The organism is Streptomyces sp. NPDC051133, assembly GCF_040682635.1.
GTDB lineage: Bacteria > Actinomycetota > Actinomycetes > Streptomycetales > Streptomycetaceae > Streptomyces.
Window position 1 is genome coordinate 17,754 of sequence record NZ_JBFBBK010000008.1, and the last position, 23,767, is coordinate 41,520.

At 71.7% G+C, this 23,767-nt stretch carries 22 protein-coding genes; 17 read left to right on the plus strand and 5 right to left on the minus strand.

All coding sequences use genetic code 11. The features are described 5' to 3' along the window. Positions 1-11: 11 nt before the first annotated feature. Entirely contained in the window at positions 12-1,814 is a 1,803-nt protein-coding gene (locus tag AB0N17_RS11020; RefSeq protein WP_366011075.1) for a glycoside hydrolase family 15 protein, read from the minus strand. A gap of 517 nt (positions 1,815-2,331) precedes the next feature. Between AB0N17_RS11020 and AB0N17_RS11025 the strand changes: the two genes are divergently transcribed. The 11 genes from AB0N17_RS11025 (at position 2,332) to AB0N17_RS11075 (ending at position 15,098) form a co-directional block, all read left to right on the plus strand. Continuing rightward, positions 2,332-3,999: a CTP synthase gene (locus tag AB0N17_RS11025; RefSeq protein WP_366010885.1), complete on the plus strand. Its 1,668-nt coding sequence runs from the start codon at positions 2,332-2,334 to the stop codon at positions 3,997-3,999. A gap of 100 nt (positions 4,000-4,099) precedes the next feature. Beyond that, positions 4,100-4,726, plus strand: a complete 627-nt coding sequence (locus AB0N17_RS11030; protein WP_366010886.1) for an NUDIX hydrolase — start codon at positions 4,100-4,102, stop codon at positions 4,724-4,726. A gap of 161 nt (positions 4,727-4,887) precedes the next feature. Further along, positions 4,888-6,954: a tetratricopeptide repeat protein gene (locus tag AB0N17_RS11035; protein ID WP_366010887.1), complete on the plus strand. Its 2,067-nt coding sequence runs from the start codon at positions 4,888-4,890 to the stop codon at positions 6,952-6,954. 146 nt (positions 6,955-7,100) lie between these two features. Further along, positions 7,101-8,216, plus strand: coding sequence for an alanine dehydrogenase (gene ald, locus AB0N17_RS11040; RefSeq protein WP_366011076.1), 1,116 nt, complete (start codon positions 7,101-7,103; stop codon positions 8,214-8,216). Between the two features lie 413 nt (positions 8,217-8,629). Beyond that, a complete protein-coding gene (locus AB0N17_RS11045; protein ID WP_366010888.1) occupies positions 8,630-9,763 on the plus strand; it encodes a ParA family protein in 1,134 nt (377 codons plus the stop codon). Then, the gene (locus AB0N17_RS11050) at positions 9,748-10,305 is read left to right on the plus strand and encodes a hypothetical protein (RefSeq protein WP_366010889.1); all 558 of its coding nucleotides are present in this window, start codon (positions 9,748-9,750) and stop codon (positions 10,303-10,305) included. Before AB0N17_RS11045 ends, AB0N17_RS11050 begins: the two co-directional genes overlap by 16 nt. Before the next feature lie 18 nt (positions 10,306-10,323). Next, entirely contained in the window at positions 10,324-11,499 is a 1,176-nt protein-coding gene (locus AB0N17_RS11055; RefSeq protein WP_366010890.1) for a segregation/condensation protein A, read from the plus strand. Further along, the gene (scpB, locus tag AB0N17_RS11060; RefSeq protein WP_366010891.1) at positions 11,496-12,146 is read left to right on the plus strand and encodes an SMC-Scp complex subunit ScpB; all 651 of its coding nucleotides are present in this window, start codon (positions 11,496-11,498) and stop codon (positions 12,144-12,146) included. Before AB0N17_RS11055 ends, scpB begins: the two co-directional genes overlap by 4 nt. After that, positions 12,146-13,270, plus strand: coding sequence for a pseudouridine synthase (locus AB0N17_RS11065; protein WP_366010892.1), 1,125 nt, complete (start codon positions 12,146-12,148; stop codon positions 13,268-13,270). Before scpB ends, AB0N17_RS11065 begins: the two co-directional genes overlap by 1 nt. Positions 13,271-13,325: 55 nt before the next feature. Continuing rightward, the gene (locus AB0N17_RS11070) at positions 13,326-14,345 is read left to right on the plus strand and encodes an ADP-ribosylglycohydrolase family protein (RefSeq protein WP_366010893.1); all 1,020 of its coding nucleotides are present in this window, start codon (positions 13,326-13,328) and stop codon (positions 14,343-14,345) included. 3 nt (positions 14,346-14,348) lie between these two features. After that, a complete protein-coding gene (locus AB0N17_RS11075) occupies positions 14,349-15,098 on the plus strand; it encodes a nucleotidyltransferase domain-containing protein (protein WP_366010894.1) in 750 nt (249 codons plus the stop codon). Here AB0N17_RS11075 and AB0N17_RS11080 read toward each other — a convergent pair. Further along, complete coding sequence (locus AB0N17_RS11080) at positions 15,024-15,788, minus strand: nucleotidyltransferase domain-containing protein (RefSeq protein WP_366010895.1); 765 nt, start codon at positions 15,786-15,788, stop codon at positions 15,024-15,026. The two genes, AB0N17_RS11075 and AB0N17_RS11080, sit on opposite strands and share 75 nt — an antisense overlap. Before the next feature lie 22 nt (positions 15,789-15,810). Further along, positions 15,811-16,245, minus strand: a complete 435-nt coding sequence (locus AB0N17_RS11085; RefSeq protein WP_366010896.1) for a Rieske (2Fe-2S) protein — start codon at positions 16,243-16,245, stop codon at positions 15,811-15,813. 146 nt (positions 16,246-16,391) lie between these two features. Here AB0N17_RS11085 and aroH point away from each other — a divergent pair, with 146 nt between their 5' ends. From aroH to der, 5 genes are all read left to right on the plus strand, one after another. Then, positions 16,392-16,754 carry a chorismate mutase gene (gene aroH / locus AB0N17_RS11090; protein ID WP_366010897.1) on the plus strand — a complete coding sequence of 121 codons (363 nt, stop codon included), beginning with the start codon at positions 16,392-16,394 and terminating at the stop codon, positions 16,752-16,754. After that, complete coding sequence (locus AB0N17_RS11095) at positions 16,751-17,836, plus strand: prephenate dehydrogenase (protein WP_366010898.1); 1,086 nt, start codon at positions 16,751-16,753, stop codon at positions 17,834-17,836. The genes aroH and AB0N17_RS11095 overlap by 4 nt, the downstream gene beginning before the upstream one ends. Before the next feature lie 116 nt (positions 17,837-17,952). Beyond that, positions 17,953-18,648, plus strand: coding sequence for a (d)CMP kinase (cmk, locus tag AB0N17_RS11100; protein WP_366010899.1), 696 nt, complete (start codon positions 17,953-17,955; stop codon positions 18,646-18,648). Next, positions 18,645-19,358: a lysophospholipid acyltransferase family protein gene (locus tag AB0N17_RS11105; protein WP_366010900.1), complete on the plus strand. Its 714-nt coding sequence runs from the start codon at positions 18,645-18,647 to the stop codon at positions 19,356-19,358. The genes cmk and AB0N17_RS11105 overlap by 4 nt, the downstream gene beginning before the upstream one ends. Before the next feature lie 62 nt (positions 19,359-19,420). Next, positions 19,421-20,902 carry a ribosome biogenesis GTPase Der gene (gene der / locus AB0N17_RS11110; protein ID WP_366010902.1) on the plus strand — a complete coding sequence of 494 codons (1,482 nt, stop codon included), beginning with the start codon at positions 19,421-19,423 and terminating at the stop codon, positions 20,900-20,902. Positions 20,903-20,993: 91 nt separating this feature from the next. Here der and AB0N17_RS11115 read toward each other — a convergent pair whose 3' ends face one another. Beyond that, on the minus strand, positions 20,994-21,395 hold the full coding sequence (locus tag AB0N17_RS11115) for a hypothetical protein (RefSeq protein WP_366010903.1): 402 nt from the start codon (positions 21,393-21,395) through the stop codon (positions 20,994-20,996). Between the two features lie 67 nt (positions 21,396-21,462). Then, positions 21,463-22,257 carry a hypothetical protein gene (locus tag AB0N17_RS11120; RefSeq protein ID WP_366010904.1) on the minus strand — a complete coding sequence of 265 codons (795 nt, stop codon included), beginning with the start codon at positions 22,255-22,257 and terminating at the stop codon, positions 21,463-21,465. 540 nt (positions 22,258-22,797) lie between these two features. Here AB0N17_RS11120 and AB0N17_RS11125 point away from each other — a divergent pair. Continuing rightward, positions 22,798-23,481, plus strand: coding sequence for a transglycosylase family protein (locus AB0N17_RS11125; protein WP_366010905.1), 684 nt, complete (start codon positions 22,798-22,800; stop codon positions 23,479-23,481). Positions 23,482-23,767 lie beyond the last annotated feature (286 nt).

Consider the following 23,767-nt stretch of genomic DNA (forward strand, 5'->3'; position numbering starts at 1 on the left):
GCCGGTGCCCGTCAGCCGCCGTACGCGCCCGAAGCCGTCAGCCGCAGGGCCGTGTCGATCAGCGGAACGTGGCTGAAGGCCTGCGGGAAGTTGCCGACCTGGCGCTGCAGGCGCGGGTCCCACTCCTCGGCGAGCAGACCGAGGTCGTTGCGCAGGGCCAGGAGCTTCTCGAACAGCTTGCGGGCCTCGTCCACCCGGCCGATCATCGCCAGGTCGTCCGCCATCCAGAACGAGCAGGCGAGGAAGGCGCCCTCGTCGCCGGGCAGGCCGTCCACGCCCGCGTGCTCCCCCTCGGTCGGGTAGCGCAGGATGAACCCGTCCGAGGTGGACAGCTCGCGCTGGATCGCCTCGATCGTGCCGATCACCCGCTTGTCGTCCGGCGGCAGGAAGCCCATCTGGGGGATGAGCAGCAGCGAGGCGTCCAGCTCCTGGGAGCCGTACGACTGGGTGAAGGTGTTGCGCTCCTTGTCGTAGCCCTTCTCGCACACGTCCCGGTGGATGTCGTCGCGCAGCTCCTTCCAGCGCTCCAGCGGGCCGTCCGCGTCACCGGACTCGATGAGCTTGATGGTGCGGTCCACCGCGACCCAGGCCATCACCTTGGAGTGCACGAAGTGCCGGCGCGGGCCGCGCACCTCCCAGATGCCCTCGTCCGGCTCCTGCCAGTGGTCCTCCAGGTAGCGGATCAGCTTCAGCTGCAGCAGGGAGGCGTAGTCGTGCCGGGCCAAGCCGGTCATGTGGGCCAGGTGCAGGGCCTCGGTGACCTCGCCGTACACGTCCAGCTGGAGCTGGTGCGCGGCGCCGTTGCCCACCCGGACCGGGGCGGAGTTCTCGTAGCCCGGCAGCCAGTCCAGCTCGGCCTCGCCCAGCTCCCGCTCGCCCGCGAGGCCGTACATGATCTGCAGGTTCTCCGGGTCGCCCGCGACCGCGCGGAGCAGCCACTCGCGCCAGGCGCGGGCCTCCTCGCGGTAGCCGGTGCGCAGCAGCGACGACAGGGTGATCGCCGCGTCCCGCAGCCAGGTGTAGCGGTAGTCCCAGTTGCGGACGCCGCCGATGTCCTCCGGCAGGGAGGTGGTGGGCGCGGCCACGATGCCGCCGGTGGGGGCGTACGTCAGCGCCTTGAGGGTGATCAGCGAGCGGATCACCGCTTCGCGGTACGGTCCGTGGTACGTACAGTGCTCCACCCATTCGCGCCAGAAGTCCTCCGTGGCCTCCAGCGAGGCCTCCGGCTCCGGCAGCGGCGGCGGCTCCTTGTGCGAGGGCTGCCACGAGATGGTGAACGCGATCCGGTCACCCGGGGCGACCGTGAAGTCGGCGTAGGTCGTCAGCGCCTTGCCGTAGGTCTCCGCCTCCGTGTCGAACCAGACCGAGTCCGGCCCGGCGACGGCCACCGTGCGCCCCTCGTGCTTGTGCACCCACGGCACCACCCGTCCGTAGGAGAACCGCATCCGCAGGGCGGAGCGCATCGGGACCCGGCCGGTGACGCCCTCCACGATCCGGATCAGCTGCGGGGCGCCGTCACGCGGGGGCATGAAATCGGTCACGCGCACGGTGCCGCGCGGGGTGTCCCACTCCGACTCCAGGATCAGCGAGTCGCCCCGGTAGCTGCGCCGGGCGGCCGTGGGCGGCTTGGCGTCGGCGGCATGGGCGGGGCCGAGCCGCCAGAAGCCGTGTTCCTCGGTGCCCAGCAGGCCGGCGAAGACGGCATGCGAGTCGAAGCGGGGGAGGCACAGCCAGTCCACCGTGCCGTCCCGGCAGACCAGTGCCGCGGTCTGCATGTCTCCGATGAGTGCGTAGTCTTCGATGCGCCCGGCCACGTGCAACTCCAGTCGAACGGCCACGTCACCCCCGCGCAGGGGGCTGTCGCTAGTGCGGTCAAGGGGTCGTTGTTCAAGCATCGCTGAGCGGTGAAGCAAAGCAGTCCGCCGAGCCCTGAGGCAACACGACAGTCCTAGCTCAACGAACTGCCGCGCTCTCGTTGTTCCGGGTGATGCTGGCGGGGGTGTGCCGTCTTTTCCGGCCGGGCTCGGCAGCGAGTGTCCGAGCAGGATACGACGCACGTAGATGATCTGCGTGCCGCTCCGGGCAACCCGTGTGGGCCGAACGGGTGACCACCGGGTGACGATCGGGTGACCGGTGCGTGCCTGTGTCGACGCGAGCGCGGAGCGTGGCCGGAAGCCATCTCCTCCAGGCGCTGTTACGCTGGTAGCCCGTGGACCGGTGGGAGACGAACCCCCGAACCGCAGCGACGGCACCCCCGCCCGGAAGCAGCGTCTTCCGGACCGGCAGCCGCAACGCATCACAGACAGCGACCACGGGAGCCCCCTCTTGGCCATGCCGCCGCCCGCTTTCCGATCGAGCACAGCTACGACGACCAAGCACATCTTCGTCACCGGGGGTGTCGCCTCCTCGCTCGGCAAGGGCCTCACCGCCTCCAGCCTGGGCATGCTGCTCAAGGCCCGTGGCCTGCGCGTCGTGATGCAGAAGCTCGACCCGTACCTGAACGTCGACCCGGGCACGATGAACCCCTTCCAGCACGGTGAGGTGTTCGTCACCAACGACGGCGCCGAGACCGACCTGGACATCGGCCACTACGAGCGGTTCCTCGACCGCGACCTGGACGGCTCGGCCAACGTCACCACCGGCCAGGTGTACTCCACGGTGATCGCCAAGGAGCGGCGCGGCGAGTACCTGGGCGACACCGTCCAGGTCATCCCGCACATCACCAACGAGATCAAGCACCGCATCCGGCGCATGGCCACCGACGAGGTGGACGTCGTCATCACCGAGGTCGGCGGCACGGTCGGCGACATCGAGTCGCTGCCGTTCCTGGAGACCGTCCGTCAGGTCCGCCACGAGGTCGGCCGGGACAACGTCTTCGTCGTGCACATCTCGCTCCTGCCGTACATCGGCCCGTCCGGCGAGCTGAAGACCAAGCCGACCCAGCACTCCGTCGCCGCGCTGCGCAACATCGGTATCCAGCCGGACGCGATCGTGCTGCGCTGCGACCGCGAGGTCCCCACCGCCATCAAGCGCAAGATCTCGCTGATGTGCGACGTCGACGAGGCCGCCGTGGTGGCCTGCCCGGACGCCCGCTCGATCTACGACATCCCGAAGGTCGTGCACACCGAGGGCCTCGACGCCTACGTCGTCCGCAAGCTCGACCTGCCCTTCCGGGACGTGGACTGGACGACCTGGGACGACCTGCTGGACCGCGTCCACAACCCCGACCACGAGATCACCCTCGCGCTGGTCGGCAAGTACATCGACCTGCCCGACGCCTACCTGTCGGTGACCGAGGCGCTGCGCGCGGGCGGTTTCGCCAACAAGGCCCGCGTGAAGATCAAGTGGGTCACCTCCGACGACTGCAAGACCCCGGCCGGCGCCAAGGCCCAGCTGGGTGACGTCGACGGCATCTGCATCCCGGGCGGTTTCGGCGACCGCGGTGTGCTCGGCAAGGTCGGCGCCATCCGCTACGCCCGCGAGAACAAGATCCCGCTGCTCGGCCTCTGCCTGGGCCTGCAGTGCATCGTGATCGAGGCCGCCCGGAACCTGGCCGACATCCCGGACGCCAACTCCACCGAGTTCGACCCGGCCACCGCCCACCCGGTCATCTCCACCATGGCCGAGCAGATGGACATCGTCGCCGGTGAGGGCGACATGGGCGGAACGATGCGCCTGGGCATGTACCCGGCGAAGCTCGCCGAGGGGTCCATCGTCCGCGAGGTGTACGACGGCAAGGAGTACGTCGAGGAGCGGCACCGCCACCGCTACGAGGTGAACAACGCCTACCGCGCGGAGCTGGAGAAGAAGACCGGCATCCTCTTCTCGGGCACCTCGCCGGACGGCAAGCTCGTGGAGTACGTGGAGTACCCGCGTGACGTCCACCCGTTCCTCGTCGCCACGCAGGCGCACCCCGAGCTGCGCTCGCGCCCGACCCGGGCGAACCCGCTCTTCGCGGGCCTCGTGAAGGCCTCGGTCGAGCGGAAGAATTCGAAGTAACACACCAGTTGTACGGTGGCCGGGGTGCGTACCTCTCAGGAGGTGGGCACCCCGGCTTCACTGTGGCCGGTCTTTTTCGAAAGCGTTGGAAGGACAGGGCATGACGATCAAGGACACCCCCGAGGAGTGGGAGATCCGGGCGACCGCGACCCCGTTCACCGGGAACAAGACCTCCGTCCGCACGGACGACGTGGTCATGCCCGACGGTTCGGTGGCCCGCCGTGACTACCAGGTCCACCCGGGCTCGGTCGCCGTCCTCGCCCTGGACGAGGAGGACCGGGTCCTGCTGATCAACCAGTACCGGCACCCGGTGCGCCACAAGCTGTGGGAGATCCCGGCCGGCCTGCTGGACGTGCCGGGCGAGAACCCGCTGCACGCGGCCCAGCGCGAGCTGTACGAGGAGGCGCACGTCAAGGCCGAGGACTGGCGGGTGCTGACCGACGTGTACACCACCCCCGGCGGCTGCGACGAGGCCGTACGGATCTTCCTCGCCCGCGATCTGTCCGAGGCGGACGGGGAGCGTTTCGCGGCGGAGCACGAGGAGACCGACATGCAGCACGCGCGCGTGCCGGTCGGGGAGCTGGTGGACCGGATCCTCGCCGGTGACGTGCACAACAACTGCCTGGTCGTCGGGGTCCTCTCCCTGGTGGCCGCGCGCGCCGGGGACGGGCTGGACGCGCTGCGCCCGGCCGACGCGCCGTGGCCCGCGCGCCCCTTCGCGGCCTGACCCCGCCCCTCGGCGCATTCGTGTGACGATCGCCTGATCCGATCGAGGGACCCGTCCGCCGTGGTCCTCACGGTACGTCGCAGAGCGTGAACTAGGCTCTGGAACGCCCGTTGCGGAAGATCCGGCGGGCTTGCGCGTGCGGTGGGACGGGAGTGTGGCCCGTGACGGATCAGGCGGTGGACACAGGCGACGTACGGCCGTCGGCGCAACCGGCCGCGGAGGGTCGTTTCCTGGGCCGGACGCGCGAGTTGAAGGAGCTGCGCGCCGACATCGAGCGGGCGGGCCTGGACACCCTCTCCGGCCGCAAGGCCCCGCGCGCGCGTGTCCTTCTCATCGCCGGCCGCCCCGGCTCCGGCCGCACCGCCCTCGCCGAGGAACTCGTGCGCCAGGTCGCCGGCCGTTACCCCGACGGGGTGCTGCGGGCCCGGCTCGGCGAGCCCGACGGCACCCCCGTGCCGGTCGAGCGCACCGCCCGCGAGCTGCTGACCGCCCTCGGGCTGCCCGCCCCGGCCGGCGCCGCCGAGGACGACCTGACCGCGGCGCTGCGCACGGCCCTCGCCGACCGGCGGATGCTGCTGCTGCTGGACGACGCGACCGGCGCCGAGCAGGTCGACGCGCTGCTCCCGGACGCCCCCGAGTGCCTGCTGGTCGCCGTCTCCGGGGGCCCGCTCACCGGCATCGCGGACGTCCGCCCCTGCACCCTCGGCGGCCTCGACACCAAGTCCGCGCTGGAGCTGCTCACCCGCTACACCGGCTCGGTGCGCATCACCGTCGACCCGCGCGCCGCCGAGAGCCTGGTCGAGGCCTGTCACGGCCAGCCGGCCGCGCTCGTCCTGGCCGGCGGCTGGCTCGCCGCCCGCCCCAAGGCCGCCGTCTCCGACCTCGCCAAACGGCTGAACGCCGATCTCGAGGACGGCGCGGACGCCAGCCCGCTCGCCCGGGTCTTCCGGCTCGTGTACGACGAGCTGCCCGGCCAGGCCGCCCGGATACTGCGGCTGCTCTCCCTCGCCCCGGCCGGCCTGATCGATCCGCACACCGCCTCGTCCCTCGCGGGCTGCTCGGTCCCCGCCGCCCGCGCCACCCTGGACGACCTCGTCGCCCTCGGCCTGCTGCGCCCGGTGGACTCCCCGCTGCCCCAGTACGACGTCCCCGGCTGTCTGCACCCGCTGCTGCGGGCCCGGGCCGAGAGCCAGGAGCGGCCCGCCGAGCTGCAGCTGGCCCGGGCCCGGATGCTGGAGCGGACGGTACGGCTGCTGCAGGCCTGCCGGGCGATCACCGAGACGGACAGCCCCCAGGCCCGGGAGAAGCTGAACGCGATGCCCCGCGAGGTGCGCTTCCCGACCCCGCGGGCCGCGGCCGACTGGCTGGGCATCCGGCGGCCCGCCCTGCTGGCCTCGGCGCGGCTCGCGGTGGCCGACGGCGAGCTGGACAACCTGGCCCGGCGGCTGCTGTCCCAGCTGGTCAGGGCGATCGTGGCGCACGTCGGCACGCAGGCCGCGGCGCCCGACCTGTACGGCGTGCACGGCCTGGTCCTCGATGTCGCCGAGCGGCGCGGACTGGCCCGGGAGAAGGCCGCCGCCCTGCTGAACCTGGGCGATCTGGACGCCCAGACCGGCCGCACCCGGGACGCGCTGGCCCGGTACCGGCTGGCACTGGATGCCGGACGCCAGGCGAATGACCCGTACGCCACCGGCCGCGCAATGGAATCCGTAGGCGGCGCGCACCTAGAGCTGGGGGACTACGACCGGGCCGCCGACTGGTTCGGCCGGGCCCTGGCCGAGCGGCTGGCCCGGGGCGAGCGCGACCAGGCCGCCCGGCTGTACGGCCGGATCGCCACCGCCCACACGTACGCGGGCCGCTACGGCGAGGGCCTGCGCAACTGGCGGGCCGCCGTCGCAGGCCACCGCAGGAGCGGCGATGTCCCCGCCCACGCGCGGGCGTTGAGCGAGCTGGCCCGGGTCCAGGAGTACGCGGGGCGGTTCGAGGAGTCGCTGCGCACCTGCCTGGAGGCGGTGGAGTGGGCGCGGCGGGCCGAGGACGTGCGGTTGCAGGCCGCGCTGCAGCTCAGGCTGGCCGACACCCTGGAGCACCTCGGCGACCCCGGCGCGGCCCGACTGCATCGCGCGGCGGCCGAGCGCATGCTGGGAGAGGAGCCGCCGGAGGACGAGGCAAGCCTGGAAGAGGCCGTGAGTGCCTGCGAAATCCGTAGTGCATCCGATGAAGATTGATGCAATGAAAGGCTAGACAGCCGGAACACCTTCATTAAACTGGCTCTGCCGCACGTTCCCATGCGGTGTCTCCCGGTATGCCCCCGCATGTCTGGGTACGTCTGTAGTGCACCCCCATACCCTCTGAGCCAAGGACCGTGATCGACGTGAAGGTCGGCATCCCCCGCGAGGTCAAGAACAACGAGTTCCGGGTGGCCATCACCCCCGCCGGTGTGCACGAGCTGGTGCGCAACGGCCACCAGGTCGTCGTCGAGCGGGGCGCCGGCCTCGGTTCCTCGATCACGGACGAGGAGTACGTCTCCGCCGGTGCCGGGATCCTCGACACCGCCGACGAGGTGTGGGCCACCGCCGACCTGCTGCTGAAGGTCAAGGAGCCCATCGCGGAGGAGTACCACCGCCTCCGCAAGGACCAGATCCTCTTCACCTACCTGCACCTGGCCGCCTCCAAGGAGTGCACGGACGCCCTCATCGAGTCCGGCACCACGGCCATCGCCTACGAGACCGTTGAGCTGCCGAACCGCGCGCTGCCGCTGCTCGCCCCGATGTCCGAGGTCGCGGGCCGCCTGGCCCCGCAGGTCGGCGCCTACCACCTGATGCGCGCGGCCGGCGGCCGTGGCGTGCTTCCCGGTGGCGTCCCGGGTGTCACCCCGGCCAAGTGCGTCGTCATCGGCGGCGGCGTCTCCGGCTGGAACGCCACCCAGGTCGCCGTCGGCATGGGCTTCGAGGTGACCCTGCTCGACCGCGACATCAACAAGCTGCGCGAGGCCGACAAGATCTTCGGCACGAAGGTCAAGGCGATCATGTCCAACACCTTCGAGCTGGAGAAGGCCGTCCTCGACGCCGACCTCGTCATCGGCGCGGTCCTCATCCCGGGCGCCAAGGCCCCGAAGCTCGTCACCAACGAGCTGGTGGCCCGCATGAAGCCGGGAAGTGTTCTTGTCGACATCGCGATCGACCAGGGCGGCTGCTTCGAGGACTCCCACCCCACCACGCACGCCGAGCCGACCTTCCAGGTCCACAACTCGGTCTTCTACTGCGTCGCCAACATGCCCGGCGCGGTGCCCAACACCTCCACCAACGCCCTCACCAACGCGACCCTGCCGTACATCGTCTCCGTCGCCAACAACGGCTGGGTCGAGGCGCTGCGCCGTGACGCGGCGCTCGCCAAGGGTCTCAACACCCACGACGGCAAGGTCGTTTACCGGGAGGTCGCCGAGGCCCACGGCCTGGAGCACGTGGAGCTGGAGACCCTGCTCGGCTGACCCTGTGACCTGCTAGGTCGCTAAGTCACCAGGTCATAAAAGGCGATTCGTCAACACGGCTCGTCAACGACACGCATCCGGCCGGACCTTGCCCGACAAGGTCCGGCCGGATGTGTGTATGGTCACTTTGCGACGCTCGGTCAACTCGCCTCGAACGTAACCCTTCGACCGATTCGCACACCGGTGAAACCTGCTGTGCGACGGCCGTACGCCCTTGACAGCGAGATGTTTCATTGCCGACACATCCTGCCGGGTCCGGCGGATTGTGTTGCTGCGGACCGCCGACACGCCATAGAGTCGCCAACCGTCGGCATGCTGCGACGCTGACCTTGTCTAGAAGTTTCCTGGTCACCAAGGAGGTAAGACGACTTGTGAATGAGTCGACATTTTCTCCCGGGGGTGGTCAACCAGGAATGCCGGCACGGGACCAGGGGCCCGCGGGATTCGAGGCTGTCGGCTCCGTCGCTGTGCGCACCTTCGCAGCCCACCAGAGTCCGGGTCCGCAGATCGCCCGGACAGCACACCAGAGCATGGATGGCCATCACGTGAACGCCATGGCCGGCGACGGAAGTGGCGCGCCCCACAACCAGCTCGCCGCCTACGACGAACTGCCCGAGGGGCATTTCTACGACCCCGACGCCGAGTACGAGCCCGATCCGGAGTACGCGGCCACGCTCGCGCCCGACGCGGCCCGACAGCGCCGTGAGCGCATCGGTCCGACCGGACGCCCGCTGCCGTACTTCCCGATCCCGGGCCCGCTGACCGACCACGGCCCCGCGAAGATCATCGCGATGTGCAACCAGAAGGGCGGCGTCGGCAAGACGACGTCGACCATCAACCTGGGTGCCGCGCTCGCGGAGTACGGCCGGCGCGTGCTGCTCGTGGACTTCGACCCGCAGGGCGCGCTGTCGGTGGGTCTCGGTGTCAATCCGATGGAGCTCGACCTCACCGTCTACAACCTGCTCATGGAGCGGGGCATGTCGGCGGACGAGGTCCTGCTGAAGACGGCGGTCCCCAACATGGACCTGCTGCCCTCCAACATCGACCTGTCGGCCGCGGAGGTCCAGCTGGTCTCCGAGGTCGCCCGCGAGTCGACGCTCCAGCGGGCGCTCAAGCCGCTGCTGCCCGACTACGACTACATCGTGATCGACTGCCAGCCCTCGCTCGGCCTGCTCACGGTCAACGCGCTGACGGCGGCTCACAAGGTGATCGTGCCGCTGGAGTGCGAGTTCTTCGCCCTGCGCGGTGTCGCCCTGCTGACCGAGACCATCGAGAAGGTCCAGGAGCGGCTCAACCCCGAGCTGGAGCTGGACGGCATCCTCGCCACGATGTACGACTCGCGCACGGTCCACAGCCGCGAGGTGCTGGCCCGTGTGGTCGAGGCGTTCGACGACCACGTCTACCACACGGTCATCGGCCGCACGGTGCGCTTCCCGGAGACCACGGTCGCCGGTGAGCCGATCACCACCTACGCCTCCAACTCCGTCGGTGCCGCCGCCTACCGCCAGCTCGCCAGGGAGGTGCTCGCCCGGTGTCACGCCGAGTGAGTCTGCCGGGTGCCGACGAACTCTTCCGTACGACAGGGGGAATGGCGCTTCAGCCGTCGGCTCCGCGGCGCGGGGCGGGCGGTGAGGCCCGGGTGCCGGCTCCCGCGGGGGAGAGCGACGACGTGGCCGCTGCCGCCGCCGAGGACGCGCCCCAGTCGGTGCCCGTGCAGGGCGGCGACGGGGAGGGCGCGGAGCACGTGGCGGCGGAGGCCGAGCCGGCCGAGGCCGGCGAGTCCCGCACCCGCCCGGCGCGGCAGCAGCAGGCGCAGGAAGGTTCTTCTGCCGCCGCTCAGCCGCGCAAGCGGGGGCGGGCGGCGGCCCGGCGGCCCAGCGGGCGCGAACGGCACGACGAGAAGATCACCGTGTACGTCTCGGCCGAGGAGCTGATGGACCTCGAGCACGCACGGCTGGTGCTCCGGGGCGAGCACGGGCTCGCGGTGGACCGCGGGCGGATCGTCCGCGAGGCGGTGGCCGTGGTCCTGGCGGACCTGGAGTCCCGCGGGGACGCGAGCATCCTCGTACGACGGCTGCGGGGACGGTAGGGGTAGCCTGCGGGGGCCATGACCTCGTCCGACGCTCCCGCCCCCGGCCCCGCTGCCGGGCGTCGGCGTGCGCTGGGGCGAGGGCCGGGGACTCTGCCGGCCGAGCCGGCCGCCGTACCGGAGCAGGAGCCCGACGAGCCGGCTCCCGAGTCTGCGGCTCCCGAGATCACGGTCCCCGAGGTCGCGGCTCCCGAGATCACGGTCCCCGAGGTCGCGGCTCCCGAGGTCGCGGTCCCCGAAGTCGTCGCTCCTGAGGTCGCGGTGCCCGAGGGCGCGGCTTGCGGCGTCGCGGTCGCTGAGATTGCGATTCCCGTCACAGTCCCCGAGGTCACGGCCTCCGAGCCACGGCCCACCGCGCCGTCCTCCGATGATCCGCCCGCCCTCGACGGTGTCTTCAAGGTGCGGCTCTCGAACTTCGAGGGTCCCTTCGACCTGCTCCTGCAGTTGATCTCCAAGCACAGGCTGGACGTCACCGAGGTCGCCCTGTCCAGGGTCACCGACGAGTTCATGGCGCACATCCGGGCCATGGGGCCGGACTGGGACCTGGACCAGACCACCGAGTTCCTCGTCGTGGCCGCCACGCTGCTGGACCTGAAGGCGGCCCGGCTGCTGCCCGCCGCGGAGGTCGAGGACGAGGCCGACCTGGCGCTGCTGGAGGCGCGTGACCTGCTGTTCGCGCGGCTGCTGCAGTACCGCGCGTACAAACAGATCGCCGACATCTTCAACGCGCGCATCGACGAGGAGGCCCGGCGCTACCCCCGTACCGTCGGCCTCGAACCCGAGCACGCGGAGCTGCTGCCCGAGGTCGTCATCAGCATCGGCCCCGAGGGCTTCGCCAGGCTCGCGGTCAAGGCGATGCAGCCCCGGCCCAAGCCGCAGGTGTACGTCGAGCACATCCACGCCCCGCTGGTCAGCGTGCAGGAACAGGCCGGGATCGTGGTGGCCCGGCTGAAGGAGCTGGGCGAGGCGAGCTTCCGGGCGCTGGTCGAGGACACCGACGACACCCTCACCGTCGTGGCCCGGTTCCTCGCCCTGCTGGAGCTGTACCGCGAGAAGGCCGTCGCCCTGGAGCAGGAGGCCGCGCTCGGCGAGCTGATGGTGCGCTGGACGGGCGGGGACGGGGACGCGGCGCCCGTGGTCACCGACGAGTTCGACCGGCCGCCCGAGAAGCCCGAGGAGGGCAAGAAGCCGTGAGCGAGATCACCGAGGTCCCGGCGGGTCCGGGGGCCGTCGCCGACCTGGACCTCAAACCCGCCCTGGAGGCGGTCCTCATGGTCGTGGACGAGCCCGCGACCGAGGAGCACCTGGCGAAGATCCTCGAGCGCCCGAAGCGCCGGATCGCGGACGCGCTGCGCGAGCTGGCCGACGAGTACACCGTGCAGGGCCGCGGCTTCGAGCTGCGGTTCGTCGCCGGCGGCTGGCGCTTCTACACCCGTGGCGCGTACGCGCCCGCCGTCGAACGGCTGGTGCTGGACGGCCAGACCGCCCGGATCACCCAGGCCGCGCTGGAGACCCTCGCCGTGGTCGCCTACCGCCAGCCGGTCAGCCGCAGCCGGGTCTCCGCCGTGCGCGGAGTCAACTGCGACGGCGTGATGCGCACCCTCCTGCAGCGCGGTCTGGTCGAGGAGGCGGGCACGGAACCCGAAACAGGTGCGATCCTGTACAGGACGACGAACTACTTCCTGGAGCGGATGGGCCTGCGTGGCCTGGACGAGCTTCCGGAGCTCGCGCCCTTCCTCCCGGAGGCGGAGGCGATCGAGGCCGAGACCCAGGAGGGGGTCCCGTCGTTCGATCCGGATGCTCCGGATTCCGAGGACGCAGACGACAAGACGGAACTTTGATGCGAAGCAGCAGCGGCAGGAACAGCAGCGGAAACCACGGCGGGAGCCGTGGTGGCAACAGCGGCGGCCGCGGCGGGAGCAGCGGTGGCCGCGGTAACTACCGCGGCGCCGGCAACGCCCGCGATGACAAGCAGGGCTCCGGCCGGCCGAAGAGGCCGCGCCCGGAGGAGCGTCGGTACGACGTAGGCCCGGGCGCCACCCAGGACGGCCCGAAGTCGGGCCGTGGCGCCTCGGCGCGCGGCGGCGCGAAGGGCGGCCCCCGGCAGAGCCAGGGCGGCGGACGCGGCCGTACGGCGCCGGCGAGTTCCCGTGAGTACGACGCCCGGGCCGAGGAGCGCAACCGGGAGCGGTACGCGGGCAAGAAGGACGTCAAGCCGCCCAAGACCTTCCCGGGCGCCGAGCAGGAGGGCGAGCGGCTGCAGAAGGTGCTCGCGCGCGCGGGCTACGGCTCCCGGCGGGCCTGCGAGGAGCTGATCGAGCAGGCCAGGGTCGAGGTCAACGGCGAGATCGTCCTCGAGCAGGGCAAGCGGGTCGACCCGGAGAAGGACGAGGTCAAGGTCGACGGCCTGACGGTCGCCACGCAGTCGTACCAGTTCTTCTCGCTGAACAAGCCCGCCGGTGTCGTCTCCACCATGGAGGACCCGGAGGGGCGCCAGTGCCTCGGCGACTACGTCACCAACCGTGAGACGCGGCTCTTCCACGTCGGCCGGCTGGACACCGAGACCGAGGGCGTCATCCTGCTCACCAACCACGGCGAGCTGGCGCACCGCCTCACCCACCCCAAGTACGGCGTGAAGAAGACCTACCTCGCGCACATCGTCGGCCCGATCCCGCGTGACCTGGGCAAGCGCCTGAAGGACGGCATCCAGCTGGAGGACGGCTACGCGCGCGCGGACCACTTCCGGGTCGTGGAGCAGACCGGCAAGAACTACCTGGTCGAGGTGACGCTGCACGAGGGCCGCAAGCACATCGTGCGGCGCATGCTCGCCGAGGCCGGCTTCCCGGTCGACAAGCTGGTGCGCACCGCCTTCGGCCCGATCACCCTGGGTGACCAGAAGTCCGGCTGGCTGCGCCGCCTGTCCAACACCGAGGTCGGCATGCTGATGCAGGAAGTCGACCTCTAGAAGTCCCTTGCGGCCGGCCACCATCCCCTTTATTGTCAGTGTGACGATAAAGGGGATGGTGAATCGCGTGTCCAAACGAGCCGCAACCGGAGCACTCCTCGGCCTCGCCCTCGGTGACGCCCTCGGCTTCCCGACCGAGTTCAACGACGTGCCCCAGATCCTCGCCAAGTGCGGGCCCTGGCGGGAGATGGAGCTGCCGCGGCGCGCCTTCGTCTCCGACGACACCCAGATGACCCTCGCCGTCGGCCGCGCGCTGCGCACGGCCACGGACCGCGGCCCCCTCGCCCCGAAGCGGCTGGAGCGGCCGCTGCGCGAGGAGTTCGTGGACTGGTTCCTCTCGCCGGACAACAACCGGGCGCCGGGCAACACCTGCCTCACCGCGTGCGGCCTCCTCAAGGAGGGCGGCCGGGCCTGGCAGGACGCCAGCCAGATCGGCTCCAAGGGCTGTGGCGCCAACATGCGCGTCGCCCCGATCGGGCTCGTCCCCGGCCTGAGCGACGAACAGCGTTCCGGCGCCGCCCAGTTGCAGTCCGCGCTCACCCACGGCCACCCCACCGCGCTCGCCGCCTCCGACCTCACCGCCCACGCCGTCCACCTGCTCGCTCAGGGCGTCGACCCGACGGGCCTGGTCGGCCGGCTGCGCTCCTACGCGCTCGATCACCGCACCCGCTACGACCACACCTGGCTCGGCGACCTGTGGACCCTCTCCCAGGACCCCACCCCCGAGCACTTCGTCGCCCGCGGCTGGGACGAGTGCCTGGCGATCCTCGACCGCCTCCAGGAGGCCGTACGGACCGTCTCCCCGGAGACCGACCCGTGCCTGGCCACCGGGGAGGGCTGGATCGCCGAGGAGGCCCTCGCCACCGGGCTGCTGTGCTTCCTGCTCTTCCCCGACGAACCCGTCACCGCGCTGCGGCGGGCCGCCTGCTCCGCCGGCGACTCCGACTCCATCGCCTGCCTCACCGGCGCCTTCGCCGGTGCCCGGCTCGGCGCGGACGCCTGGCCCGCCGACTGGACCGAGCGGATCGAGTACCGGGGGGATCTTCTGGCCCTCGGCGCGCTCTGGGACGCTTAGGGCATGATCGACGACCTCGACATCGACCTGTTGCCCGTGGTCGCGGAACAGCCCGACCCGCTGCTGTTCGCGACCGTCTCCGGAGCCCACCTGTACGGCTTCCCCTCGCAGGACTCGGACGTGGACCTGCGGGGCGTCCATCTGCTCCCCGCCTGCGACCTCGTCGGACTGCGCGAGCCGGACGAGACCCGCTCCCGGGCCTGGGTGCGCTACGGCGTAGAACTGGACCTCGTCACCCACGACCTGCGCAAGTTCGTCCGGCTGATGCTCCGCCGCAACGGCTACGTGCTGGAGCAGCTGCTCTCGCCCCTGGTGGTGCACACCGGCGAGACGCACCGGGAGCTGGCCGCGCTGGCCCCCGGCGTCCTCACCAGTCACCACGCCCACCACTACCGCGGCTTCGCGGTGACGCAGTGGCGGCTGTTCGAGAAGACCGGGGAACTCAAGCCGCTGCTCTACACGTTCCGGGTGCTGCTCACCGGCATCCACCTCATGCGCAGCGGCGAGGTCCAGGCCCACCTGCCGACGCTGCTGGAGCAGGTGGACGCCCCCGGCTACCTGCCCGAGCTGATAGCCGCGAAGGGGAAGCGGGAGCACGGCACGGCCGACGTCGAGCACGCGCGCGTGGAGGCCGACGTGGAGCGGCTGCACGCGGCGCTCGACGAGGCGCAGGCCGCCTCAACCCTGCCGGACGCGCCCACCGCGTACGACGCCCTGCACGACCTCGTGGTGCGGGTCCGGCTCGAGGGCTGACGCCCGGCGCACCCGGTACAGGAAGTCGGCCACGCGCGCGTGGTCCGGCTCCGGCGGCAGCGGGGTGCGGTGCAGGGCCTCCTCCGCCTGCGCCGCCAGCCGGACCATCCGCGCCTCGACCTCCGCCCAGGGGACCTCGCCCCGCTTCACCGCCAGCAGGGCCGCACGCTCCTCGCCGACCTCGATGCACAGCTCACCGGTGCGCAGCAGGTCCCGCGCGCTGGTCAGCAGGCGCAGCAGGTGCATGGCGTGCTTCCAGCGCGGGGCACCCGTCGTACGGACGTCGGCGTCCAGCTTGCGGCGCTGACCGAGGGCGTAACGGCCGAAGGTGTCGTGGACTCGGCGGGAGAGGAAGGCGCCGCGCAGCGACAGCAGCTCCCGGCCGGTGTCGTCCACACGCTCGACCAGCGGGGAATGCAGGCACTCCAGGATGTTCGGGTTGCCGCGCAGCGCCAGCTCGCAGAACCGTTCCAGTTCCCAGGAGAACTGCTCCTCGCCGGGCCCCTCCACATGCGTCGGCGGCTTCCGGAACCGCCAGAACAGGGCGGTGGGGGCCAGGAACACGCCCCGCCGGTCGGTGTCGCTCGTGTCCGTCGCCAGGCCGAACGCCCGGGAGCCCATGACACAGGCGTAGACGGTGTGGTCGCGTACGAGGTCCGCGGGGTCGTCCTCGGGGTGCTCCGGCAGCATGACCGGAGCGTACGCGGGCCGCTCACACGAGGCGGATCGATTTTCCCTCCACCTCGATCGACTTCTGGGGGAGCGGCCTGGTCGCGGGGCCGTGGGCCACCGAGCCGTCGGCGATGTGGAATCTGCTGCCGTGACACGGGCAGTCGATCGTGCCGTCCGCGACCTTGGCCAGCGTGCAGCCCTCGTGCGTGCAGATCGCGGAGAAGGCCTTGAAGTCGCCCTTCTTCGGCTGGGTGACGACGACCTTCTGCGTCTTGAAGATCTTGCCGCCGCCCTCCGGGATGTCGGCGGTGCTCGTCAGCTCGCTCCCGGTCCGGGTCTTGGCGGTCTCGGGCTCGGTCTTGGGCTGGGTCTGCTCGCTCCCGCCGCCGGTCTTGCCGCCGCAGCCCACGACGGGGACGGTCAGCGCCACCGCTCCCGTCACCAGCACCGTGCGCCGCCTCGCGCTCTTGGACATGCCACCACTCCCATAAAGGTAGAAAAACGGTGATTACCGGATGATTCGCATCGTCTCAGTGATCGGGCGGCGCGCGCCCGGCCCGGACACGCTGACTACGCTGGACGGACCAGCAACACACACGCATGTCAGCGAGGAGCAGCGCCGTGGCGGTACGAGCGGTCCGGGGGGCCGTCCAACTCGAGCGGGACGAGGCCGGTCACATGGACGAGCAGGTCGGGGCGCTGCTCACCGCCGTCCTGGAGCGGAACGGGCTGACCCCCGACGACCTGATCAGCATCTGGTTCACGGCCACCCCCGACCTGCACAGCGACTTCCCGGCCGCCGCGGCCCGGGGGCTCGGCATCGTCGACGTGCCGCTGATCTGCGCCCAGGAACTCGACGTCGCGGGCGCCATGCCCCGGGTCGTCCGGATCCTCGCGCACATCGAGTCGGACCGGCCCCGCGCCGACATCGCCCATGTCTACCTCGGTGCCGCCGCCGCCCTGCGCAAGGACATCGCCCAGTGAGAACCGCACTCGTGATCGGCACCGGCCTCATCGGCACCTCCGCCGCCCTGGCGCTCGTCCAGCGCGGCGTCACCGTCCACCTGAGCGACCACGACCCCGAGCAGGCCCGCACGGCCGCCGCGCTCGGCGCCGGCACCGACCGGGCCCCCGAGGGCCCCGTCGACCTGGCGCTCGTCGCCGCCCCGCCCGCGCACGTGGCCGGCGTCCTCGCCGACGCCATGCGCCGGGGCGTGGCCCGCGGCTACGTGGACGTGGCGAGCGTCAAGGGCGGCCCGCGCCGCGAGCTGGAGGCGCTCGGCCTCGACCTGTCGGCCTACATCGGCACGCACCCCATGTCCGGCCGGGAGAAGTCCGGCCCGCTGGCCGCGACCGGCGACCTCTTCGAGGGCCGCCCCTGGGTGCTCACCCCGACCCGGGACACCGACACCGAGGTGCTGAACCTGGCCCTGGAGCTGGTCTCGCACTGCAGGGCCGTACCGGTGGTCATGGACGCCGACGCGCACGACCGCGCCGTGGCCCTGGTCTCCCACATGCCCCACCTGGTCTCCAGCATGGTCGCCGCGCGCCTGGAGCACGCCGAGGAGGCGGCCGTACGGCTGTGCGGGCAGGGCATCCGGGACGTGACCCGGATCGCCGCCTCCGACCCCGGGATGTGGATCGACATCCTGTCGGCCAACCCCGGCCCGGTCGCCGACCTGCTCGCGGACGTCTCCGCCGACCTCGACGAGACGGTGCGGGCCCTGCGCGCCCTGCAGTCCTCGGACGACGACAAGCGGCGTGAGGGCACCATCGGCATCGAGGACGTGCTGCGCCGCGGGAACGCGGGCCAGGTACGGGTGCCCGGCAAGCACGGCAGCGCCCCGCGCGTCTACGAGACCGTCGTCGTGCTCATCGACGACCAGCCCGGCCAGCTGGCCCGCATCTTCGCGGACGCGGGACGGGCCGGGGTCAACATCGAGGACGTACGCATCGAGCACGCGACCGGGCAGCAGGCCGGTCTGATGCAGCTCTCGGTCGAGCCGCAGGCGGCTGCCGTCCTGCAGGAGGCGCTGCGCGAGCGCGGGTGGGCGCTGCGGCAGTAGGGATCGGGCGCCGGGTCCCGCGTGCGTCCGGACGAGTGACGCGCGCCCGGTAACCTTGTGCAGGGCGCTCTCGCTCCCCGCACCCCGCCCGCACCGCACCAGGAAGGTGTCCCTCCGTGGAAAACGGCGCCGCCCCGACCGCCAAGCCCGTGATCGTCGCGATCGACGGCCCCTCCGGCACCGGCAAGTCGAGCACGTCCAAGGCCGTGGCCGCGCAGCTCGGCCTGAGCTACCTGGACACCGGCGCCCAGTACCGGGCGATCACCTGGTGGATGGTGAGCAACGGCATCGACCTGGAGGACCCGACCGCCATCGCCGCCGTCGCCGGCAAGCCGGAGATCGTCTCCGGCACCGACCCGGACAAGCCGACCATCACGGTCGACGGCGTGGACGTGTCCGGCCCGATCCGCACCCAGGAGGTCACCTCCAAGGTCAGCGCGGTCAGCGCGGTGCCCGAGGTGCGCAGCCGGATCACCGAGCTGCAGCGCTCCCTGGCCGCCGGCGCGGAGCAGGGCATCGTGGTGGAGGGCCGGGACATCGGTACGACCGTCCTGCCCGACGCCGACCTGAAGATCTTCCTCACCGCCTCCCCGGAGGCCCGTGCGGCCCGCCGAAGCGGCGAGCTGAAGGGCGCCGACGTCCACGCCACCCGCGAGGCCCTGATCAAGCGGGACGCGGCCGACTCCAGCCGCAAGACCTCCCCGCTCGCCAAGGCCGGCGACGCGGTCGAGGTGGACACCACCGAGCTCACCCTCGCCCAGGTCATCGAGTGCGTCGTCACCCTGGTCGAGGAGAAGCGGGCCGGCCGGTGACCCAGCCGCCGGTCCCGTCGGAGCGGGGTGCCGAGGTCGGGCGGCGCATCGGCGTCGGCCTGATGTACGGGCTGTGGAGGCCGCGCGTGCTCGGCGGCTGGAAGGTGCCCGCGACCGGCCCGGTGATCTTCGCCGTCAACCACTCCCACAACATCGACGGCCCGATGGTCATGGGCGTGGCACCCCGGCCGACGCACTTCCTGATCAAGAAGGAGGCCTTCACCGGCCCCCTGGACCCCTTCCTGACCGGCATCGGCCAGCTGAAGGTGGACCGCTCCATCGCCGACCGCGCCGCCATCACCCAGGCGCTCGGCGTGCTGGAGAACGGCGGAGTGCTGGGCATCTTCCCGGAGGGCACCCGGGGCGAGGGCGACTTCGCCTCGCTGCGCGCCGGGCTCGCCTACTTCGCGGTCCGCAGCGGGGCACCGATCGTGCCCATCGCGGTCCTGGGAAGTTCCGGCAGGGGCGGGCGGTTGATCAAGGGACTGCCTCCGCTGCGCTCCCGTGTCGACGTCGTCTTCGGCGACCCGTTCGACGCCATCGAAGGTGTGCGAAGCTCCGATACGGGCGGTGGTGGGCGACGGGCGGGCGGCAGCGGCCGGCGCACGCGCAAGGCGCTGGACGAGGCGACCGCGCGCATCCAGAAGCAGCTCACCCGCCACCTGGAAAACGCCAGGCGCCTGACCGGGCGCCAAGCGACACTTGAGTAGTGGACGGCCCCTGACGGGCCGCTCCACCGATCACCACGAATGAACGACGAGGTACGGACTTCATGAACGACCAGAACCAGCCCGGCGACTCGGCTGAGCACGAGTACGACCACGGGGCTCTCGGCGACCGCGAGTACGCGGAGTTCATGGAGCTCGCCGCGGAAGAGGGCTTCGACATCGAGGACGTCGAGGGCGCCATCGAGGCGGCCGGACACGGGCCGCTCCCCGTGCTCGCCGTCGTCGGCCGCCCGAACGTCGGCAAGTCGACCCTGGTGAACCGGATCATCGGCCGCCGCGAGGCGGTCGTCGAGGACAAGCCCGGCGTCACCCGCGACCGCGTCACCTACGAGGCCGAATGGGCCGGCCGCCGCTTCAAGGTCGTCGACACCGGCGGCTGGGAGCAGGACGTCCTCGGCATCGACGCCTCGGTGGCGGCCCAGGCCGAGTACGCGATCGAGGCGGCCGACGCGGTCGTCTTCGTCGTGGACGCCAAGGTCGGCGCGACCGACACCGACGAGGCCGTCGTCCGGCTGCTGCGCAAGGCGGGCAAGCCGGTCGTGCTGTGCGCCAACAAGGTCGACGGCCCGAGCGGCGAGGCCGACGCGTCCTACCTGTGGAACCTGGGCCTCGGCGAGCCCCACCCGGTCTCCGCGCTGCACGGCCGGGGCACCGGCGACATGCTGGACGCCGTCCTGGAGGCGCTGCCCGAGGCGCCCGAGCAGAGCTTCGGCACCGCCATCGGCGGCCCCCGCCGTATCGCGCTCATCGGTCGCCCGAACGTCGGCAAGTCCTCGCTGCTGAACAAGGTGGCCGGCGAGGAGCGCGTCGTCGTCAACGAGCTGGCGGGCACCACCCGCGACCCGGTCGACGAGCTGATCGAACTGGGCGGCGTGACCTGGAAGTTCGTGGACACGGCGGGCATCCGCAAGCGCGTCCACCTCCAGCAGGGCGCCGACTACTACGCCTCCCTGCGCACGGCGGCGGCCGTGGAGAAGGCCGAGGTCGCGGTCATCCTGATCGACGCCTCCGAGAACATCTCCGTGCAGGATCAGCGGATCATGACGATGGCCGTCGAGGCGGGCCGCGCGATCGTCGTCGCCTACAACAAGTGGGACACCCTCGACGAGGAGCGCCGCTACTACCTGGAGCGGGAGATCGAGACCGAGCTGGGCCAGGTCTCCTGGGCCCCGCGTGTCAACGTCTCGGCGCGCACCGGCCGGCACATGGAGAAGCTGGTCCCGGCGATCGAGACGGCCCTCGCCGGCTGGGAGACCCGTGTGCCCACGGGCCGGCTGAACGCCTTCCTCGGCGAGCTGGTCTCGGCCCACCCGCACCCGGTCCGGGGCGGCAAGCAGCCGCGCATCCTGTTCGGCACCCAGGCCGGCACCAAGCCGCCGCGGTTCGTCCTCTTCGCCTCCGGCTTCATCGAGGCGGGTTACCGGCGCTTCATCGAGCGCCGGCTGCGCGAGGAGTTCGGCTTCGAGGGCACCCCGATCCACATCTCGGTGCGGGTGCGCGAGAAGCGCGGCGCGAAGAAGAAGTAGGCCGGGAAGAGGCAGGCCGGGACGAACCGAGGCTCGCACGACGACGTGAAGGGCGGCCCCTGGAAGACCAGGGGCCGCCCTTCACCGTCCGTCACACGCCCCGGCGCGGCCCCGGAGGCAGCGCCGCCGGGACGGGGTGCATCCCGGTGTCCTGGTGGTGCCGCCCGAGCATGCCGACCCGCTGCCACTGCGACTGCTGGCGCGCGCTGTAGGCCCCGGCGCTGTACGCGCTGTACGAGCTGCTGAACGAGCCCGAGCGGTGGCCTCCGTAGGTGCCCGTGCCGTCCGGGAGATTCCCGAAGGCACTGAACTGCAGCTCCTCCTCACCGCTGCGGTCGCCCGGCAGCGCACGGAAGGTCTTGACCCACTCCGCGTAGAGCGAGTCGTAGATCGGCGTGGCCGATGGTCCGCCGACGCCGTCGTGGGCCGCCCGCGCGGACGGAACGGAGGCGTAGGAGGACCGGCGGGGAGGAGGAGTGTCGTATGCGTGCACGTATGTCCAAACGACCGGAACCTCAAAGGGATGCGGTCGCCGCGTCAGGGGCGGGGGCGGGCCACGCTCACGTACCGGCGAGCGGAAGCGCCGCCGCCACCAGCTTCCCGTTCGCCGCGGCCTTGTCCAGCGCGTCCCGCAGCAGGTCCTCCCGGGGCTGCCGGCCGATGGAGCCCACCGGCGCCGCGAACATCAGCACCTGCTGGTGCTTGTTCGCCGCGGCCCGCCAGCTGTCCGTCACCTGCAGCGGCTGGTGCGCCTGCCACCAGGCGACCGGCTGCCCGCCGCCCGCGGACGGCTGGAGCACCGCGTGCAGCTGGCCCACGGCGAGCAGCACCGACCAGCCGTGCAGCACCGGAGGGACGGCCGCCAGCGTGGTCACCGGCATGAAGCCCTGCTCGATGAGCAGCGGCAGGAAGTCGTCGCCGGTCCCGAAGGTGCCCGGCCGGACGATCGGCGAGGTCGGCTCGACGACGAGCGCGGGGTGCAACTCGCCCTCGATCAGGACGAGTCCGCTGGTCACACCGAGTACCGCCTGCTCCGGCACCGCGTGCTGCGGCTCTCCGGCGGCGGCCATGTCGCCGCCGGTGCCACCGATGGAGCGGACGGCGCCCTGCAGCTGTTCCTCGGTCACCTGGACGACCTGCGAGGGCAGGCAGCTGGCGTGGGCGAAGGCGAGGACCGCGGTCTCGTCGCCGACGAACAGAACGGTGCTGGTGCGCTCCTGCTCGGAGTCGCCCGGGGTGCGACAGGACGTGCAGTCGTAACTGCCCAGGGCGTTCTCTCCGGCGAGCAGCCGGTCGGCTTCTTCGTCGCCGATCTCGGCGCGTACGGCGTCACTGACGTCGAGCATGCGCGGCACGGGTGGCTCCCTCGGGATGCGGTGCTGGGTCGGCCGGGTGGCTCCCGGCCGCTGAGCCCCGGGGGTTCCGGGCTCATGCAGAGACAACGGGCGTCCTGTGGTGGGGGTCACGCCCCGAGGGGGACCGGTTCGAACCAACCACCGCACGCCGTCACCACCGGTGCGGAATTGACCACTCACGGTCAACTCTGCGCCACGTCAAGGAACTTGCGCCGGTGAGGTGGGTCACAGTCCGCTTCGGTGCATGGTCGAGAAATCGGTATATCAGCGCATAAAGTGTGTGGCCGAAAATCGCCGATACTCGCGGTAACGCACAACTGGCCTCGAAGGACGGGCAGTTGGTTGATTCCGGGCGCCCGACCTTTCTACAGTCCTCCGCCGTGTGCAACGAGCACCGCTCGGGCACGTCCGCCGGCCGGCACCGGACAGAGCACGAACAGGCACCGGCCGCGGCGGACGGGGCGGGCGCGACGCACCACGGTCCTGCGTGGTGAGCCGTGTCCCGTCCGGGGGAGCCCGGGTACGTGGAGAGGGAGTTACATGTCCGAGTGTGCCGATACCACCCGCAACGCCACCCGTCCCGGCAGCGCCCGCAAGGGCCGTACGACGGCCGCTCTCGCCGGAGCCGCCCTGCTGGCCCCGCTGGGGCTGCTGGCCGCCACCGGCAACGCCGCCGCGGCGGACAACGGAGTGTGGGACCGCATCGCCCAGTGCGAGAGCGGCGGCAACTGGCACATCAACACCGGCAACGGCTACTACGGCGGGCTCCAGTTCTCCGCCGGCACCTGGCGCGCGTACGGCGGCACCGCCTACGCCCCGACGGCCGACCAGGCCTCCAGGAGCGCCCAGATCGCCGTCGCCACCAAGGTCCAGGGCGCCCAGGGCTGGGGCGCCTGGCCGGTCTGCTCGGCCCGCGCCGGAGCCTACGGCGCCGCCCCTGCGGCCGCTTCCACCGGGACCACCGGTTCCGCCGGCTCCTCCGGCGCGACCACGCACCAGGGCGGCGTGACGACGAAGTCCGCCCCGGCGAAGGCGCCGGAACGCCCCGCGGCGCACACCGGCCGCAGTTCCTCCCGCGGTGACTACACCGTCCGCGAGGGCGACACCCTGAGCCTCGTCGCCGCCCGGCACGGGACCACCTGGCAGCGCCTCTACGCCGCCAACAAGGCGGTCATCGGCGACGACCCGAACCTGATCGTGCCCGGCCAGCGTCTGGCGCTCTGACCGCGGTCACCTTCGCCTGAGACGGCCGCCGTTCCCGCCCGGGACGGCGGCCGTCCGCCGTCCGGGTCCCTCACGCGGGCTCACGGCCCGCCCGGCGCCCCCCGGCAGCGCCGCCCCCGGCGGTTCCCCTCGCTCGCCTCGACAGGGGGTGTACGGCGGTTGTGTGCTGGAGCCGTGAAATTCCTATGCGGCGTCAGCTCGCCCGGCATGACACCGGATTGTGCGGGGAATCGCATGCCGGACCCGCCCCGACGCCCCTTCCGGCGCTTTCCGTCGGGTAATTGGA